Origin of the sequence: Paenibacillus sp. FSL R5-0908 (assembly GCF_038006245.1) — a bacterium.
Lineage (GTDB): Bacteria > Bacillota > Bacilli > Paenibacillales > Paenibacillaceae > Paenibacillus_AQ > Paenibacillus_AQ odorifer.
Genome location: NZ_JBBOUV010000001.1, coordinates 6516600 through 6534179 on the forward strand (window position 1 = coordinate 6516600; position 17580 = coordinate 6534179).

At 44.8% G+C, this 17580-nt stretch carries 15 protein-coding genes and 1 other annotated feature; of the genes, 3 read left to right on the forward strand and 12 right to left on the reverse strand.

The window, feature by feature from the left end; all coding sequences use genetic code 11:
- Positions 1 to 513 precede the first annotated feature (513 nt).
- Both MKZ09_RS29475 and MKZ09_RS29480 read right to left on the reverse strand, forming a co-directional pair.
- Positions 514 to 1797 (reverse strand): ArsB/NhaD family transporter, encoded by a 1284-nt coding sequence (locus MKZ09_RS29475; protein ID WP_036680299.1) that lies wholly within the window; start codon positions 1795 to 1797, stop codon positions 514 to 516.
- Positions 1798 to 1960: 163 nt separating this feature from the next.
- Complete coding sequence (locus MKZ09_RS29480) at positions 1961 to 3313, reverse strand: outer membrane protein assembly factor BamB family protein (protein ID WP_179089602.1); 1353 nt, start codon at positions 3311 to 3313, stop codon at positions 1961 to 1963.
- A gap of 246 nt (positions 3314 to 3559) precedes the next feature.
- On the opposite strand from MKZ09_RS29480, the gene MKZ09_RS29485 reads away from it, so the two are divergent.
- Positions 3560 to 4645 carry an LLM class flavin-dependent oxidoreductase gene (locus MKZ09_RS29485; protein ID WP_076206650.1) on the forward strand — a complete coding sequence of 362 codons (1086 nt, stop codon included), beginning with the start codon at positions 3560 to 3562 and terminating at the stop codon, positions 4643 to 4645.
- 60 nt (positions 4646 to 4705) lie between these two features.
- Here the strand turns inward: MKZ09_RS29485 and MKZ09_RS29490 are convergent, their stop codons facing one another.
- Both MKZ09_RS29490 and MKZ09_RS29495 read right to left on the reverse strand, forming a co-directional pair.
- The gene (locus MKZ09_RS29490) at positions 4706 to 4945 is read right to left on the reverse strand and encodes a hypothetical protein (RefSeq protein ID WP_036680302.1); all 240 of its coding nucleotides are present in this window, start codon (positions 4943 to 4945) and stop codon (positions 4706 to 4708) included.
- Entirely contained in the window at positions 4942 to 5949 is a 1008-nt protein-coding gene (locus MKZ09_RS29495; RefSeq protein ID WP_179089601.1) for a TIR domain-containing protein, read from the reverse strand. Before MKZ09_RS29495 ends, MKZ09_RS29490 begins: the two co-directional genes overlap by 4 nt.
- A 149-nt stretch (positions 5950 to 6098) precedes the next feature.
- Between MKZ09_RS29495 and MKZ09_RS29500 the strand changes: the two genes are divergently transcribed.
- Positions 6099 to 7247 carry an N-acetylmuramoyl-L-alanine amidase gene (locus MKZ09_RS29500; RefSeq protein ID WP_076206646.1) on the forward strand — a complete coding sequence of 383 codons (1149 nt, stop codon included), beginning with the start codon at positions 6099 to 6101 and terminating at the stop codon, positions 7245 to 7247.
- Between the two features lie 94 nt (positions 7248 to 7341).
- Here the strand turns inward: MKZ09_RS29500 and MKZ09_RS29505 are convergent, their stop codons facing one another.
- The 4 genes from MKZ09_RS29505 to MKZ09_RS29520 all read right to left on the reverse strand — a co-directional run bounded on the left by MKZ09_RS29505 (position 7342) and on the right by MKZ09_RS29520 (position 13373).
- Entirely contained in the window at positions 7342 to 8634 is a 1293-nt protein-coding gene (locus MKZ09_RS29505; RefSeq protein WP_076104178.1) for an Nramp family divalent metal transporter, read from the reverse strand.
- A 205-nt stretch (positions 8635 to 8839) separates the two neighbouring features.
- A complete protein-coding gene (locus MKZ09_RS29510; RefSeq protein WP_076206644.1) occupies positions 8840 to 10519 on the reverse strand; it encodes a glutamine--tRNA ligase/YqeY domain fusion protein in 1680 nt (559 codons plus the stop codon).
- A gap of 81 nt (positions 10520 to 10600) precedes the next feature.
- Positions 10601 to 10861: a binding site (T-box leader), on the reverse strand.
- A 45-nt stretch (positions 10862 to 10906) separates the two neighbouring features.
- On the reverse strand, positions 10907 to 12463 hold the full coding sequence (locus MKZ09_RS29515; protein WP_076137047.1) for an SAM-dependent methyltransferase: 1557 nt from the start codon (positions 12461 to 12463) through the stop codon (positions 10907 to 10909).
- A 55-nt stretch (positions 12464 to 12518) separates the two neighbouring features.
- Positions 12519 to 13373, reverse strand: coding sequence for a copper amine oxidase N-terminal domain-containing protein (locus tag MKZ09_RS29520; RefSeq protein WP_076206642.1), 855 nt, complete (start codon positions 13371 to 13373; stop codon positions 12519 to 12521).
- A 164-nt stretch (positions 13374 to 13537) separates the two neighbouring features.
- Here MKZ09_RS29520 and MKZ09_RS29525 point away from each other — a divergent pair, with 164 nt between their 5' ends.
- Entirely contained in the window at positions 13538 to 14722 is a 1185-nt protein-coding gene (locus MKZ09_RS29525) for an oxalate decarboxylase family bicupin (protein ID WP_076206640.1), read from the forward strand.
- 18 nt (positions 14723 to 14740) lie between these two features.
- Here the strand turns inward: MKZ09_RS29525 and arsC are convergent, their stop codons facing one another.
- From arsC to MKZ09_RS29545, 4 genes are all read right to left on the reverse strand, one after another.
- On the reverse strand, positions 14741 to 15160 hold the full coding sequence (gene arsC, locus MKZ09_RS29530) for an arsenate reductase (thioredoxin) (protein ID WP_076206638.1): 420 nt from the start codon (positions 15158 to 15160) through the stop codon (positions 14741 to 14743).
- A gap of 21 nt (positions 15161 to 15181) precedes the next feature.
- A complete protein-coding gene (locus MKZ09_RS29535) occupies positions 15182 to 16471 on the reverse strand; it encodes an arsenic transporter (RefSeq protein ID WP_076128777.1) in 1290 nt (429 codons plus the stop codon).
- Between the two features lie 128 nt (positions 16472 to 16599).
- The gene (locus MKZ09_RS29540; protein WP_076137055.1) at positions 16600 to 16926 is read right to left on the reverse strand and encodes an ArsR/SmtB family transcription factor; all 327 of its coding nucleotides are present in this window, start codon (positions 16924 to 16926) and stop codon (positions 16600 to 16602) included.
- 83 nt (positions 16927 to 17009) lie between these two features.
- On the reverse strand, positions 17010 to 17555 hold the full coding sequence (locus MKZ09_RS29545) for a GNAT family N-acetyltransferase (protein WP_305953780.1): 546 nt from the start codon (positions 17553 to 17555) through the stop codon (positions 17010 to 17012).
- Positions 17556 to 17580 lie beyond the last annotated feature (25 nt).

The window sequence follows — 17580 nt, forward strand, 5'->3', positions numbered from 1 at the left end:
CTGCATTGCGTAGCGTTAAGTCGACTTTGGGTAAACCTCGGAATAACTCCTCCGGATCCCCCCGTATATTTTAATTACCAAATCTAAACCCAATCTTTGATTTAGTTGCATTCTGTACACTTATTTCGTATAAAAAAGGGGGCGTCCTGAATATAACTGTATTCTATACAATTAAAATCCAGAAAAATCACCTTTAGCTGAGGAAATCATGAAAATAAGTGTACTGAATACAGCTATTTTTGGGGGGACAATTTATTCGATGAGTTATAACTGTACAAAGTACACTTATATGCTCCCACCGCCACTTCAACATATGTTCACCGCTTCAAAATCTGCATTTTGCCTCCACTTGTTACTTATACTCCTGCATCTTCATCCACTTCTTCCACTTCTTCCACTACTTCCTCTACTTCCTCTACTTCCTCTACTCCTTCTACTTCCTCGACTACTTCTACCTGCCGTATCAAAATATCACTTCAAGCATATCGCTCCCCCGGCTCTTAGTAACGCTGCTTACATCAGATATCTTAAATATAAATACACGCTGGAGATCACAATGGACAACAGCATCAAAGGAAAACCGACCTTCAAATACTTCATGAATGTAATCGGGTACCCCTCTTTTCCTGCCAAACCCGCTACAATCAAATTAGCACTCGCACCAATCAATGTGCCATTCCCACCCAGACAAGCCCCTAAAGCCAAACTCCACCATAACGGCTCCAAATTGCTGATCCCCATATTGCCCATCTCCTGAATCAGAGGGATCATAGTTGCTACAAAAGGAATGTTATCCAGAAATGCTGAGGTAATGGCGCTGACCCATAAAATCATCATTGAGCTCATCAGCACATCACCATTCGTTATTTCAATCGCTTTTGCTGCCAGCTCTGCAATCACACCTGTCTCTACAAGCCCTGACACCAACACGAACAGTCCGATAAAAAAGAAGATCGTAATCCATTCCACGCTGTGAAAAGCTTTTTCCAGCATATGTTCCCCTCCGGTCAGCAGCAGCAGTAAAAATGCACCAGCCAGCGCAACCGTAGCGGACTCCAAATGTAACGCTTGATGTAAAAAGAACCCGGCAATCGTAATTGCCAGTACGATCAGACATTTTCGCAGCAGCTTATGATCCGTAATCATAACCTTCTCATCCATGTCCATGATGCTCTGCTGCAATTCAGGTGTGGTTTTAATTTGTTTACCGAACATCAATAACAGCAGCGGGATATACGCCAAAACAATGATGATAATCACGGGTGTCAGATTGCTAATAAAAGCCATGAAGGTCAGCTCCTTAACAGCACTGCCAATCATGATATTAGGCGGGTCTCCGATCAAGGTTGCCGTTCCGCCTACATTAGATGCGATAATTTGTGACATTAAAAAAGGCAGCGGATGTATGCGCAGTTGTCTTGTAATACTGAAGGTGACTGGCACCATAAGCAGTACTGTCGTCACATTATCCAAAAAGGCTGAAGCCACTGCGGTAATCACAAACAAAGCAATCAGTATTCTCTTCGGCTTCCCCTTCGCCAACTTAGCTGATTTCACAGCTGCGTATTTAAAGAGCCCCGTCTCAGCGGTAATCCCTACAATCATCATCATTCCTACAAGCAATCCTATAGTATTAAAATCGATGTGCTGCAGTGCCGTCTCCTGATCCACAATGCCCATCGCTATCATGACGATAGCGCCTAACATCGCCAGAATGGTACGGTGAATCTTTTCGGAAATAATAAGTCCATAAATAAGCAGAAAAATACCTATCGCCCAAACCGCTTGCTGTTCCATAATATCCCTCGGTCCTTCTATGTAATTTGGTTAACTTACAGTCTACTCATCATATAACCTTATTATCATAAAATAGATTTGTATTTTTCGCACTGGGATTGTGGAATCATTCCACTAAAAACGACTCTGCCGGATGGTTATCGGAGAGCCGTTGTGGATTCGATTATTTCATTTTCAGAGCCTGAGGCTCCTTGAAAGCAGTTAACGTCCCTTTACTCTGCACAATAATCATCCCGTTCTCCAGCAAGGTTGGGCCGAATACTCTACCTGATGTTTTGAGCTGCACGATCGGTTTGGCGGTAATTAGATCAATAGCAACCAATTTCCCATCGGTCTGGGCAACATACATGCCATGTCCGAGCAGATCGAAGCGGGCAATCGGATTGCTGATTCCTCCGTACTGGAACACAGATTTATTAGACATTTTAACACCATAAATGCTCTGTTCGTTACTAAAAAGAATTCTTCCATCATAAGGACCCGCCGCGTAGGCTAACTTAGCTCCGATGGATTCATACGAATAATTATCTCGTGTTACGGCAGCTGGATCAACATTTACTGGGTAGCCATAGACTCCTTTTTGTCCCCCAATATATATCCTGTCTCCAATGATCCAGGCTCTGCCTCCGCTAGTCATATATTCTTCTTCTGGTTTCGGATGATTAGGATCTATATGAGTGGGATTATACTCTACAGCCTTTACAAGCTTACCTGTCTTCACATCCAAATGATCGAGTGTCGTCAAAGGAAGAGGGTCTACCAATGTAGCTTCCCGTTGTGAGATAAGCGTAGTCCCATCTGCTGCAATCGGAAGACTATGATTACCACTATTCCAAAGCTCTTTACCTGTTGTTCGATCAAATGCATGTAAAATGTCATACGTATATGCTCCGGATTCTGAGTTTTGAGCTAGCACCAGATTCCCCTCAACCATAAATGGTTCAAACAGCATTTCGCTGAAATTATCGCGCCACTGCAACTTGCCATCTTTCAGATTGTAGGCTTGAATATCGCCATTAGCAGCAAATAGCTGCTCTTTATCAATTAACAATTTACTAACACCTTTACTGGTTGCCGATGAGCTCCATTTATTTTTGCCCGTAGCCGCGTTAACTGCATAGATTGTACCTGCCTCCGAAGTGACGTAAGCCACGCCATCCTGATAGAGCAGCGGCGTTGTTAATTTGGAGCCGTACTTCCACATTACTTTTCCAGTCTGGACGTTAATCGCTAAAAGCTGACCCTTTTGAAGGATAAAAGCTTTGCCCGCTCCGACTGCAACAACACCCTTACCTATGATATAATCCGACGGCACATCTTTCAAAGCTGGCAAATCCATTGTTGTTGACCATTCCACCTTCGCGGCAGGCAGGTTTGCATAGTAATCATCAACATTCGAGCCTATAAAAGAGGTGTGTGGATCAACCGCAGCTGCTTGTACCGGATTTACCATAAGCAATACCCCTAAACCAATAACTGCAGTACGAAGATAAGATTTCAATATTGTTCCTCTCACCACCAAACTCCTCCTCATATAAGTAACTGCCTCATTTGGATAGCTTCTTAAAATCAAATATAATAATATTGGACGAGCAGGACATAACCCTTATGGATTATTATTCCATTTTGTCAAAAACAACAGAAGAAATCAAAACATTTACTCACAAACTTACATTTTGTAAGTCATTGTGTTATAATAATCACATTCCTCCATAAACGGACAGGCTTTAGCAAATATATGAATAACAAGGGGTTTGTGAGCATGAGTAACGAAGCAACCGCAGCACCAGCAACCGATTTTGAATTTGGTATCTATACCTTAGGAGACATCGTAGCGGATTGTCATACAGGGAAGAAGATCAGTCCAAAACAACGTCTCGACGAAGTTGTAGCTGCAGCTAAGCTGGCAGATGAGGCGGGACTTGATGTATTTGGTGTAGGTGAGCATCATCGTCTTGATTTTGTAATTTCTTCGGTGCCAGTGGTGCTGGCTGCCATTTCTCAGGTTACTAACAGAATTAAACTAACGAGCGCAACAACCGTATTAAGCACCATTGATCCTGTACGGGTGTTCGAGGATTTCGCCACACTTGATTTGCTGTCGAATGGACGTGCAGAGATTATTGCGGGGCGTGGTGCTTTTGTGGAGTCTTTTCCGCTCTTCGGGTATGAGCTTGATGATTATCACCGTCTATTCTCCGAGAATATCAATTTACTCTTGGAGCTTAACAAACATGAAGTTATGAACTGGGAGGGCTTCTTCCGTTCATCTCTGAAGGATTCGGAGATTGCTCCACGTCCATTACAGGAGAATCTTCCGCTCTGGATTGGTGTAGGCGGTTCTCCAGAAAGCGCGGAGAAGGCCGGGATGCTCGGGACCGGAATGGCTATCGCCATCCTAAGCGGCAGTCCAGAGCCTTTTCAAGAGCTTGCCGCCACCTATCGGCGTGCCGGAATTCAAGCAGGACATGCACCTGAGGATCTAAAGATTGCGATCACTAGCCACGGCTACATTGCTGAAACCTCACAGCAGGCGTTGGATGAATATTACCCTTACTACTATAGTTACCGTAACTCTATCCATCCAAAACCGGGTCAAGAGTACAAGGTGTCTCGTGATGACTTTGGGCAATATGTAACTGCTGATAACACGATGGCTGTGGGCAGCCCGCAGCAAATTATCGAAAAAATTCTCTATCAGCATGAGCTGTTCGGTCATAGCCGCTTTATGACTCAGCTCGATATCGGCGGCCTTCCTTACGCTAAGGTAGCCAAAGCCATTGAGCTTTTGGCAACAGAGGTTGCACCTGTCGTACGGCGTGAGATCGCCAAGAAGAACAGCCGTTAGAATGGAATACCAAAAAGGGGCCCTCAAGCCAATGGCTGAGGCCCCCTTTTTATAAAAAAATCACGCAAAGGATGGTTTATTATTATCTACTTTTCCGCTGATAAGCTTCTTATATTCGTCGTCTCCGCCGTCCAAAGAAGGTGCAGTATAAATCTGAGCTGAAGCTGGCTGCTGAGCAGAATGACTCGAGCCTGCTTTTCTTTTGGTGCTTTTGTCATCGCCGCCTGCACTCCTGCTCCCACCACTCGCAGATCGGAGAACAGCATCGGATAAGCTGTTAATACCTTTTATTCTCTTCATGCTGAATCCTCTCCTACTAAATGATTGATGGTACGGAATAAATCCTGATTATTCCCAACTACCGCCTTAAGATCATCTGCAGATAATCCATCACTTCCTGAGAAATGAACGGAAAGAACATACTTCTTACCTAGAGGATAGCATAGGATATATACCTCTGCAACTTCCGTGCGTTGAAAAAAAGTCCATTTACTCGATAAAAATGCATCTACCACACTAGGCTGCTTCTCATACCCTTTCGTTACAGACAAGGGATAGGAGTGACCGCGTCCGACATTCCCCCCCACCTGAACAAGTTGTTCCTTCTCTTGTGCCTGCCAGATGGCTGCACCGATTACACGACAATGCTTCGGAGGTAAAAAGGAATTGCGTATCGCCTCACTAAGTGCGTGATACTTATCTCCATTCTCGGAGATGGTCACATTACTATTATATTGCCAAAAAAAATGAAGGATACTTTCCTTGCGCCTTAAATCCATCTTTAGCTGCTCTAAATCTTTAAGCGGGTCACGGAATCTTCCACGCTCTTGAATACTATCAATAATCTTACCACAGCTCACATCCACAGCAGCCGTAGGATTATCGTGATGCACTTCATACTCTAAAGATGTAATTCCCGCTAAATCAGATAGCAGATGATATTCTTCTACATTTTCTCCAGGGATGAGATCATCACGCGCAGTTACCTGATCAGGCACTAGACAAAAAACACGGCTGCGCCGTAATCTAGCCCAAAACAAACCCATTTCAAACCCCGTATTATCGCGGGTCACATAATAATATTTACCACGGATTTTGGCAACATCATCTGGTGAGAACACAAATACGGCAAAATCGCTCTCATCCAAATTTCGCTCCAACGCCTCCATAGTGTATTCATTCGCCCGAAAAGCGTTGGCATACCAAGGATGCACTTCAGCATCCCTCTTCAGCTGCTCATGAATCGCTCTTGCATAACGTATAGACTCCCTGGAAGATCCAATGAATAGCTTGGGTTTAGTCACGGCAATGCTCCTTCATCCTCTTTCCCGATATGTAATAATTATACAAGTCTTTAGACCACCAGAAAAGAGGCCAAATTCTCAAAAAATATTATTCTAAACCTCGTAAATTGGGTAAGGAATTACGACTACTCTCAAAAAGCGAGGATACTATGAACAAAATGATAGGTGTCACCCTGCTCACAGCTTGCCTTTTGGGTATAGCAGCGCCACAGTCTGCTGAAGCAAAGACAGCAGCGGGAAGTTATACCGCACAGGTATATACGAGTTCTTTAAATGTACGCGATGAACCGGCTAAGAATGCAACTGTTGTAGGATCAATTAAGAATGGGGCTCGGGTTACTGTGACTGATGAGCAGCACGGATGGTTAAAGGTTAAGGCGGGGAGCACCTCTGGCTGGGTAGCGGGTTATTACCTAAAAAAGGTGAACAGCAACTCCCTGCAATCCAGCGCTTCTGGAACGTCTATTGCCACTAAAACCAATACTGCCTCGTCAACCTCAGCCAATGCTTCTAGTAGAACTTCAAAGGCTACTGTCACGGCTGATTCTCTGCGCATCCGAAGTGGCCCAGGAACACAATATAAGGTGCTCGGTTCTTTAAAAGCCAAAGATACAGTCACTCTCCTTCTTCGTCAGAACGGCTGGGCTCGAATTCGTACAGCCAGCGGTGAAACCGGTTGGGTGGCAGAGCAGTATATCCGAAGTGGAAGCACATCAAGCAGTACGAGCAGCATAAGTACCGTCCAGCATAAAGGCGGACTACGAGGAAAGCTGATCGTCATCGATCCTGGTCATGGCGGGAGTGATCCGGGCATGCTTGGCACTACATATAACACCATGGAAAAAGATTTGAATCTGCATACTGCACTTTATGTCCGCGATGCTCTTGTTGCTAAAGGAGCACGGGTAGAGATGACGCGCACCCGAGATGATCAGAAGCCGACGTTAGCGCGTCGTGTTCAGATGAGCCAAGCCCTGCGTGCTGATGCTTTTGTAAGCGTTCATTATAATTCTTCACCTAAAAATGTGTCCGGAACGTTGACCTTCTTTTATTCAGAAGCAGATGATTTGAAGCTGGCACGGGCGATTGAAACCCGGTTGGGGCAAGGCATCGGTCTGAAAAGCAACGGGTTGTCCTTTGGCGATTATCACATCCTAAGGGAGAATCGGATTCCAGCTACCTTGGTTGAGCTTGGATTCCTCACCAATCCTACAGACGAGTCCATTGTCCGCAAGACCTCCTATCAGAAAAAAGCGGCTAAAGCCATCGCCGAAGGCGTTGCAGATTATTTTAAATAACTGGCTGGAACAACACTCCAAAAAAAGCCCGCCCCATCTCTCTCTCAGGTATAACCTGAGGGGATTTGTGGGTCGGGCTCTTTTGACTGCTTCCTTATACGAGCATTTGATAGACCAAGAACAAGTTCAATGATACAACCAGACCGGAGATAATCCAGCCCAGAGTGGCTGTCATTTTGCGATTCACTAACCCGCCCATAATCTGGCGATTGCTTGTAAACACAACCAGCGGAATCAACGCGAATGCAATCCCAAAAGACAGGATCACCTGACTGATCACGAGCGCTTTGGTTGGATTCACACCAAAACCAATGATCGCTAGTGGCGGAATGATGGTAATCGCACGGCGCAAGTACAGGTTAATTCTTTTGTTGATGAAGCCTTGCATAACCACATCGCCAGCCATAGTCCCAACAGAGGAACTCGACAGTCCCGCAATGAGTAGTCCCAGCCCAAACGAGATCGCCGTTACTGGCCCAGCTAAGTGACCAAATTGCTGAAACGCGACATCCAAATCCTCAACCACGAGACCATTTTTGAAAAACAATGCCGCGGAGACAATTACCATAGCCAGATTTACTGCACCTGCGATAATCATTGCAATAATAATATCTATAAATTCCAATTTGAAAATCTGTTTTTTCTCCGATTCATTCACCCCGACGATACGGTTCTGTGTAAGTGATGAATGCAGGTAAATCGCATGTGGCATCACGGTTGCGCCTAGAATTCCTGCGGCCAAAAGGATGCTGTCCACCCCTTCAAACTTAGGTGTAAACATGCCTACGGCAACTGCTCCCATATCCGGTTTAGCTACAATAACTTGAAAAGCGAAGGCTAATACGACTATAAGGATCATCGCGGCAATCCCTGCCTCTAAGGAGCGGTATCCCCGGCGTTGCAGCTCTAAGATAGCAAATGAGCCCACCGCAGTAATCAGTGCTGCTGGCAGCATGGGAATATCGAATAAGAGATATAGCCCTAATGCCGCCCCGATAAACTCTGCCAGATCCGTAGCTATAATCACTAGCTCACTTTGAATCCATAAGAAGATAGATACACTCTTCGGAAAACGATCATGAGCGATCTCAGGCAAGTTCTTGCCTGTCGCAATCCCCAGCTTGGCGGATAACGCTTGGATTAGCACAGCCATTAGATTAGAGGCCACGATCACCCACAATAAGAGATATCCATATTTGGAGCCCGCCGTAATATTGGTGGCAAAATTACCTGGATCCAGATAAGCAACAGCAGCGATAAAAGCTGGGCCTAGAAAAGGAAGTAATCGTTTAATCCCTTTGATCTCCCCGTTAAGTACGGCTTGTGCTGAAACCGAGTTCTTATGTTGTTTTATATGTGGTTGTTCTACTAAAGTTTGTTCGAGCATTTCAATTCCTCCTCTTACCCTGAAAAAGTTGTCTATATACACGAAAGTTTCCCCTGTGCAACTTATATTTAAAGTATATGCTTATTTCTGAAAAATGTAAACATGTTTCATATGGAATTTTCATTTGCTTGTTCACCAACGACAAGGCACAAAAAAAGCTGGACGATGATCAGAAATTACCCGATCTTCGCCCAGCTTAAGCTGCTTATGAATTTTTCTTCCATGTGTCCTTCAGCGGTACTATTCGATTCAGCACCAGCTTATCTGCCGTGGTATACTTCTTATCCACGCAGAAAAATCCGTGCCGGATCAATTGAAATTTATCCTCTGGCCTTGCGCTGCCCATTGATGGCTCCAGTAAACAATCCTTCAGGATCGTTAAGGAATCTGGATTAAGATACGCGTCCCAGCGCTCACCGTCTTCTTTAGGACCGTCGTTATCTTTCAGCAGCCGCTCATATAGATGAACATCAGCCTTGATAGCATGGTCTGCCGATACCCAGTGAATGGTCGCCTTAACCTTCCGTTCATTAAACCCGCTTCCGCTCTTCGTTCTCGGATCATAGGTGCAGCGAAGCTCTAAGATTTCTCCGGTAACTTCATCCTTGATTACTTCATTGCATTTAATGAAATAAGCACCCTTTAGCCTTACTTCATTCCCCATAGTCAGCCTGTGATAACCTTTTGGCGGCTCCTCCATGAAATCTTCTTGTTCAATATAAAGGGTTCGTGAAAAAGGAACCTCTCTTTCTCCAAGTGACTTATCTTCACTGTTATTCTCAATCGTCAGCCCTTCATTATGATCCTCAGGATAATTAGTAATGACCACTTTTAAAGGCTTAAGAACAGCCATCACACTTGGAACCTTTGCCTTCAAATCTTGTCTAAGCGCATGCTCTAACATGGCAATATCCACAATGGTGCTATTTCTGACAAAGCCAATTTCCTTCACAAAATTCCGGATACTCTCCGGTGTAAAACCTCTTCTGCGTAAACCACGAAGCGTAGGAAGTCTCGGGTCATCCCAGCCATCCACATAATGGCCTGTAACCAGTTGTCTGATATACCGTTTACTCGTCACAACTCCGGTGATGTTCACCCGTCCAAACTCTCTTTGCTTAGGAGCCTCAGGGGTATCCAGCTCATTCAGTACCCACTCATAGAGCGGCCGATGATCCTTAAATTCAATCGAGCATAAGGAATACGTTATCCCTTCGATAGCATCTTGAATAGGATGGGCAAAATCATACATCGGATAGATACACCATTCGTTACCCGTTCTATAATGCTCCGCATGAATGATTCTGTAAATCACCGGATCACGTAAGTTGATATTAGGTGAGCTCATATCTATTTTAGCCCGCAACACTCTGGCTCCCGTCGGATAATTTCCAGCTTTCATCTCCGTAAATAACCGCAAATTCTCTTCCACAGAACGCTCCCGGAACGGGCTGTTTTTTCCCGGCTCCGTAAGCGTCCCTCTATAGGCTGTCACCTCTTCAGGTGATAAATCACAGACATACGCCTTTCCTTTTCGGATTAACGTAACTGCGCTATTGTATATTTTCTCAGAATAGTCTGATCCATAAAAAATATGGTCCGGTGGATAGCCCATCCATTGAATATCTTCGATGATGGCATTTACATACTCCAGATCCTCTTTTAAAGGATTGGTGTCATCAAAGCGCAAATGGAACTTCCCGCCATACTTTTTCGCAGTCGTATAGTTCGTGTGAATAGCATACGCACTGCCAATATGCAGATACCCGTTAGGCTCCGGTGGAAATCTCGTGCATATATCTCTACTGTAAGTCCCTGCTTCCAGCTCTTCTTGAATCAATCTGTCGATGTAACTCTCAGCTAATACTTCCGGTTCCTCGTTCATTGGTGTTACCTCCTGTTTATAAGTGATATCCGCCTGCTTAATCTGCAAAATAAAAAGAACCTCACCTCCAAGACTTATGGTCTTGGGGACGAAATTCTCGCGGTACCACCCCAGGTTCATTAATATGTCGCCATATTAATCTCATCAAGTACGGCAAAACATCTTGCGCAGTGCTTATACTCTAGCTCTATAACAGGAGCTCCCGTCATACCATCCCCTTAGTCCGGTTCCGATATGCCGCTCAGAGGCTTGTTTCGATAAAATCCCCCTTACCCTGTTCTCATCATCCAAGGCTCTCTGTGAAGGAATGATTTCATGTACTCTTCTCGTCATCGCGTTTGATTATTTTGTATAGGATACCAAAAAGATAAGCCTATGTAAATGTGCTTATTCCCCGCTCAGCGCCGTTAGAAGTTCCAATACTACTTCATTGTCAGGCTCTGCAACCAAAGCTCTACGCGCGTATTCCAATGCAGCAGCTTCAGCTCCTAGCTCGTAGTTACAAATTGCCATGCTATAAAGCACTGATGCCAATGGTTCTTCCGTACTCGCATGCATGGAGCGTTCTAAGTAACCCAATGCTTCCGCGAATTTATCCATTTCATACAGCAGCAACCCCGCATCTAGCGACAGATCATAACTCTGTTCCATCGGATAATAGCCAGTCCACATCAACTGTATACCTCGCTGTAGATCCAGCATTTCTTCATCACTGGCACCCAGCAGTAGCTCCGAAATCTGTTCAGCGCTATGGATAAACCATTCAGCATCATACCCACCCAGACGCCAAAAGGCCAAAATTTGCTGCAGCCCCATCGTATCTAATTGCTGATCCATCCATTCCTTCATACTAAAGAAATCATCCGGGCCAAAACGTTCTATAAACCGCTTGTAACCCAGCCGAGTGTTTGTATAGCTCAGCGGTGTTGGAAGCATAAGAATACAGCCGATGTTCAGGTTTTTATAGTGATGACTGGTGAATATTGAATGCGCCCCTTTTTGTTTCAGCACATGCTCTATCGCATGATAATTCGCGGTCAAAGAGAAGCTTCCGTGATGAATCAGCAATGGAGGTTCTGCAAATTCCCAGTTCTCTAAGCGATGGTCTCCCTTATCCGCTGTAAGCAGCACGAATCCCTCTGTAGAGAGCCGCGCAAGCCGCTCCAGACAAGTAAGCCCCACCACCGGAAAGAGTATATGTGAATCCTCCAGCTTCTGCTGATAAAGCGCTATAACGTCATGATAGGGATAAGTCTCCTCTTCATAACTAGCTGCACGGCGATAATGGTACTGCGGGATGATTTTGCCGAGCGCATCGGAGGGGTTATCCGGATCAACTTCCGCCGAATACTGGATCGAAACCTCACATTCATATATTTTTCCTTCATCCACATAAATTAATTCTTGCGGAATGCTGTCAAAAAAATAATTTGCCACAATCACCAATGGCTGCTGTAAATCACCCGGCCGAATGCTGAGCTTAGCGTGTACTAAATGTAGTTCTACATCCTGCACAGCATCAAAACGAGCGAAGTCCAAAATACCCTGCTCTACGTAAGGAAGTAGGCTCGGGTGCTGCTGCCAGCTGGATATATTTTTGGAAGGTAAATCACTCATCACATAACGAAAAGGAGGAAGAGGAATATCTGCGTAGTCTACGATTTCACATAACTTTTTAAGCACATGGAAGGCTAAACGGCCAGCTCCCGCTCCAAGTTCTAGAATCGTAACGGTCTCTGAGAGATGCCCTTGTCCAGCCCGGTCTTGCAGGAATCCAAAGATCATCTCTGCGTATGCTGTCGCAATCATAGGGTTACTCGTGATGTACTGCGGGACCTGATCATTATTCCAAGCCTTTAACCCCTGCTCTTCATAATATGTTCGTTGCAATTCCCAAATCGGTGCTTCGCTGAAGCGATATTGCTGTTCTTTGTTACCTGTCATCTGTTTCTTTACCCGCTCTCTGTCTAGCTTGTTTGAATAATCTATAGCAATTGCCTTACTGCGCTCTCAATGTGCGTGACCTGAAAATGACGTATTCAGCCTCTGTTGGAATGGTAGCGGAAAATGATAATAATGCCGCTTTGGAGGTTGAGGAATCAGGTCCTTTCAACGTTTGATAAAAAGAATTCCCTTTACTGTCCACACTCACCAGCTCTAATTCCGCGTTTCCTTGAGGGATGATGAATCCGGAGGTATTTTGCACGCCTAAGGTTAATCTATATTCTTTCCCGGATTGAGCCTGCGTTAGCATAGTAGGATATAACGGATACGGATGTGCTGTCGTTTCGAGTGGATAAGGAGCAAGCGCACGATCTGCCTCAGGCTTCACCCATTCCTCCCCTTTTCTGGCTCCAATGCCAAGGGTTAATTTATTCACATTATTAAATTGCACTTCCCAGCGAAAAGACTTAAGCCCTTCTAAAATGGGGGACGCCGGAACAAACAGAGTGCCATCCTTTATCTCTGGAGCAACGCCTAATGAATCTACGGTCTCCCCATTAAAATCTGCCTCTAGCTGCCCTGCTTTAATATTTCCTACCGATCGGTCCAGCAGTGAAACAGTAATACTCTTGCTCAGAGCGTCATAGAGCAAATCTGCGCCAATCGCATTGGAGAAGGCTCGAATCGGCACCATTAATTTACCTGCTTTGAAATAAGGGGCTAGTTTACCTGGAAAAAGCACGTAATATCCCCCGTATGACAGTGGCATTACCTGTGTCCCTAACTGGACAGCTGCCGACACCGATGTAGGTGTAACCGCAGATCCCGCGGCGAACATAATCACTAATAGACCTATTACATAAGCTTTTATTTTCCCTAATCGTTGTAAGGACTCCTTGATGTGAATCATCACAAACCCCTCTCCAGTTCATCTAGAACCTTAGCCTCTATTAGTAATAATCAATGATGACCCTACACATGTCAACTTGTACCACTTCTGCTATCCATCATAAAAGACAGCATTCCGCATATATTTTCATTGAACGCTTAAGGAACAAGAAAGGAGAACATCTTATGACTTCTGCTGGACAGGATTCGGCAAACAAAACAAACATCCCCCAGCCCATCCGAAGCGATGGCACAGGGGGACTAGATAAAGGACCCCGCGATGTTATGCGGGATCTTGAGAACCCGGATATGTTCGTACCTCCGGTAACGGATGCGGGCCTGGTTCCCAATTTGAAATTTTCTTTCTCCGATGCGCATATGCAGCTTAATCATGGTGGCTGGTCCAGAGAAGTAACCGTCAGAGAACTCCCTATCGCAACTACACTGGCAGGTGTGAATATGAGCCTGACCCCCGGTGGAGTACGAGAGCTTCACTGGCATCAGCAAGCGGAATGGTCTTATATGCTGTTAGGCCGCGCCCGGATTACTGCTGTGGATCAGAATGGACGGAACTTTATAGCAGATGTAGGACCTGGTGATCTATGGTATTTTCCGCCGGGTATTCCTCACTCTATACAAGGTCTTGAAGAAGGCTGCGAATTCCTCCTAGTCTTTGACGACGGGAGCTTCTCCGATCTGAATACCTTGTCTATTTCCGATTGGTTCGCCCATACGCCTAAAGAGGTACTTTCAGCTAACTTTGGAATACCTGCTGAGGCCTTTGACTCCATCCCCACTGAACAAGTCTATATTTATCAGGATCAAGTTCCCGGCTCATTACAAAGCCAAAAGGTGCAATCGCCATATGGAGAAATTCCACAGAGCTTCAAACATTCGCTGTTGGCACAGCCTCCATTAAAGACTCCTGGCGGGAGCGTCAGAATCGTTGACTCCAGCAACTTTCCGGTCTCTAAGACCGTGGCTGCTGCACTGGTAGAGATTGAACCTGGAGGAATGAGAGAGCTCCACTGGCACCCCAACAACGATGAGTGGCAATATTATCTTACGGGAAAAGGACGGATGACTGTGTTTGCCGGAAACGGTGCAGCACGTACCTTTAATTACAGGGCAGGCGATGTTGGGTATGTTCCTTTTGCATTTGGACATTATATTCAGAATACAGGAGAAGAATCGTTGTGGTTCCTCGAAATGTTCAAAAGTGACCGTTTTGCCGACGTTTCTTTGAACCAATGGATGGCTCTCACTCCCCATGAATTAGTTGAAAGTAATTTGAACGTTGGGCCCGAAGTGATCAATGCCTTACGGAAAGTGAAATGGCCCGTGGTGAAATACCCTAAGTTAAAAGAATAGGTTACTTCCTCCCTTTGCTTATTCACCCGTCTCCGCAAATTGTTTGATTCTCTCACCAATCTGGTCACGCACATGCTGGAACACTGCCCACTTCTCTTTATCACTCCCTTGCGCTTTTGCCGGATCATCGAAGCCCCAGTGTTCCCGTTTGACCTGCGGAGGGGTCATTGGACATTTATCCGCAGCATCTCCACATAAGGTAATGACCAGATCAGCATTATTCAACAGATTAGCATCAATAATATCCGAAGTCTGGCCGGAAATATCTATGCCTACTTCGCTCATCGCTTGTACAGCTTTTGGATTTAGACCGTGAGCTTCAATACCTGCACTGTACACGCTCCATTCTTTTCCTAGATATTGCTTAGCCCAGCCTTCAGCCATCTGACTTCTGCAGGAATTCCCTGTACATAAAAAATAAATCGTTCTCTTGTTCATCTTGATCTTCCCCTGTCCAAATTAGTTAATCAACAACCACATATAAAGACCTAAAAGCGTAATAAATAACGTTGGAATGGTTAAAATAATACCTGTCTTAAAATACGTTCCCCAAGAAATCTTCACGCCTTTAGCCGAAAGTACATGTAGCCACAGCAGTGTGGCGAGTGAGCCAATTGGAGTGATCTTCGGTCCTAAGTCCGAACCTATAACATTCGCATATATTAAAGCCTCTCTAATGATTCCAGTGGTATGCGTCGCATCAATGGCAAGCGCGTCAATCAGAACGGTAGGCAGATTATTCATCAGCGATGAGATCAATGCAGCTATGAAGCCCATACCCATCGTTGCGGCAAATAAGCCCTGATCAGCAATAGACCCAATCATCTTAGCAAGTAAATCCGTCAGCCCAACATTTCGAAGTCCATATACTACGACATACATTCCAATGGAAAAGAACACAATCGCCCAAGGCGCTCCTGTAATCACTTCTTTCACCTTGACGTAAGGGCTTCTTCTCGCGAGAAGCAGGAACAAAATAGCTATGATCCCCGCAACCACAGATACCGGAATACCCAAAAATTCACTGACAAAATACCCTACCAAAAGAACAGCCAATACAATCCATGAGAGCTGGAACATTTTTTTGTCTTTAATCGCCTCATGCGGATCTTTTAGCTGTGAATCGTTAAAGTGCTTGGGAATACTTTTGCGAAAAAAGAAATAGAGCACCACGATGCTCGCCACAAGTGAAAACAGCGTAGGTATAATCATCTTGCCTGCATACTCCATAAACGTAATTCCGAAAAAATCCGCCGATACGATATTGACCAGATTGCTGACCACGAGCGGCAGTGAGGTGGTATCGGCAATAAAACCGCTGGCGATAATAAACGGAAAAACTTTTTTCTCATCAAAATGCAACGCCCTTACCATCGCAAGCACAATAGGCGTAAGAATCAGAGCCGCTCCATCATTCGCAAAAAATGCAGACACTAACGCACCAAGTACGATGACATACACAAACATTCGTCTGCCATTCCCGCGGGCAGCCCGTGCCATATGTAATGCAGCCCATTCAAAAAATCCGATTCGATCCAGAATTAAAGAAATCAGAATAATAGCCACAAATGCTAAAGTAGCATTCCACACGATCTGCGTTACATCCAGAACATCATTAAAGCTGACTACCCCAGCTAGCAAAGCTATGATCGCGCCACCGCAGGCTGACCATCCAATCGATAAATTACGGGGCTGCCAGATTACAAGGATTAAAGTTACTAAAAATATAAGGATAGCTACAATAGCCAAAGTGCCATCCCCCTTTTACTGCCAATCCACATCTTTTTCAACACTCCTATATAAGCATGTGACTTCAATCCAACATCATTATATAACTATATGGTTATATATAAATCATAAAAATCCCTACCTGAAATTTAGTCGCAGCATGGCTCTTTAGCCTCTTTATTCAGTTCAGCCAATATCGATTTGGTACTAGGCATCTGTTGAAGAACAGCCTTAAGATGTGGTTTATCCTCGACATTTAACGAATAATGTACCCACTGTCCCCGCTTGCTTTCCCTAACGATTCCTCTACTTTTCAATTTCCGTAAATGCTGGCTAATCGCCGGCTGGGAAATGTCAAAGATATCAACGAATTCACACACGCACCATTCCCGCTCTTTCAGAAGAGAAAGCATTGCCAATCGTGTCTTATCTCCGAACAACTTCAAGTCTTCAGCAATTTCCATTAGTGTCTGCATTTCCTTCTCTCCTCCTCTCAAAAGTATATAAGCTATTACTTATATTCTAGTGAACTTACCATTGGGAATCAAGAGTTAATTTTTTAGCGGGCTACCGTCCACTCATGCTCCAACATACTGAACATCAAAGAATCCCGCCATCCATCTTTAATAAGCAAAGCATCCCTTAATCTTCCCTCATAGGTCATACCTATCTTGGTGAGTACCTTGGATGATCCGCTATTTCTAGGGTCACAGGTCGCATATATTCGATGTAGTTGCAGTTCTTCAAAACCAAATTTCAACATTCGTCTGGCCGCTGCTGTAGCGACTCCCTGTCCCCAGGCATCAGGATGGACAATATAGCCGATTTCGCCGCTTCTGTCCGTATGGCTTCTAATATTTAATTCAATCATGCCGATCAAATCTTCAGTTCCTACTGCAACTATGGCTTGCGCGAACCGAGTTCTGGGAACTTTTTGAGAGTCTTCTAGTGCTTGGTTAACAAATGAAAGGGTCTGATCAGCAGTATTTGGACCCCAAGCTTGAAAACGGCATACACGTTCTTGTGAACAATAGGCATGAACATCTTGCCAGTCCGTAAACTTCAGTTCGCGTAAATAGATAGGATTTCGCTCTAGCATCATCATCTTCCCCCTCAGCGTTTGCCTTAAG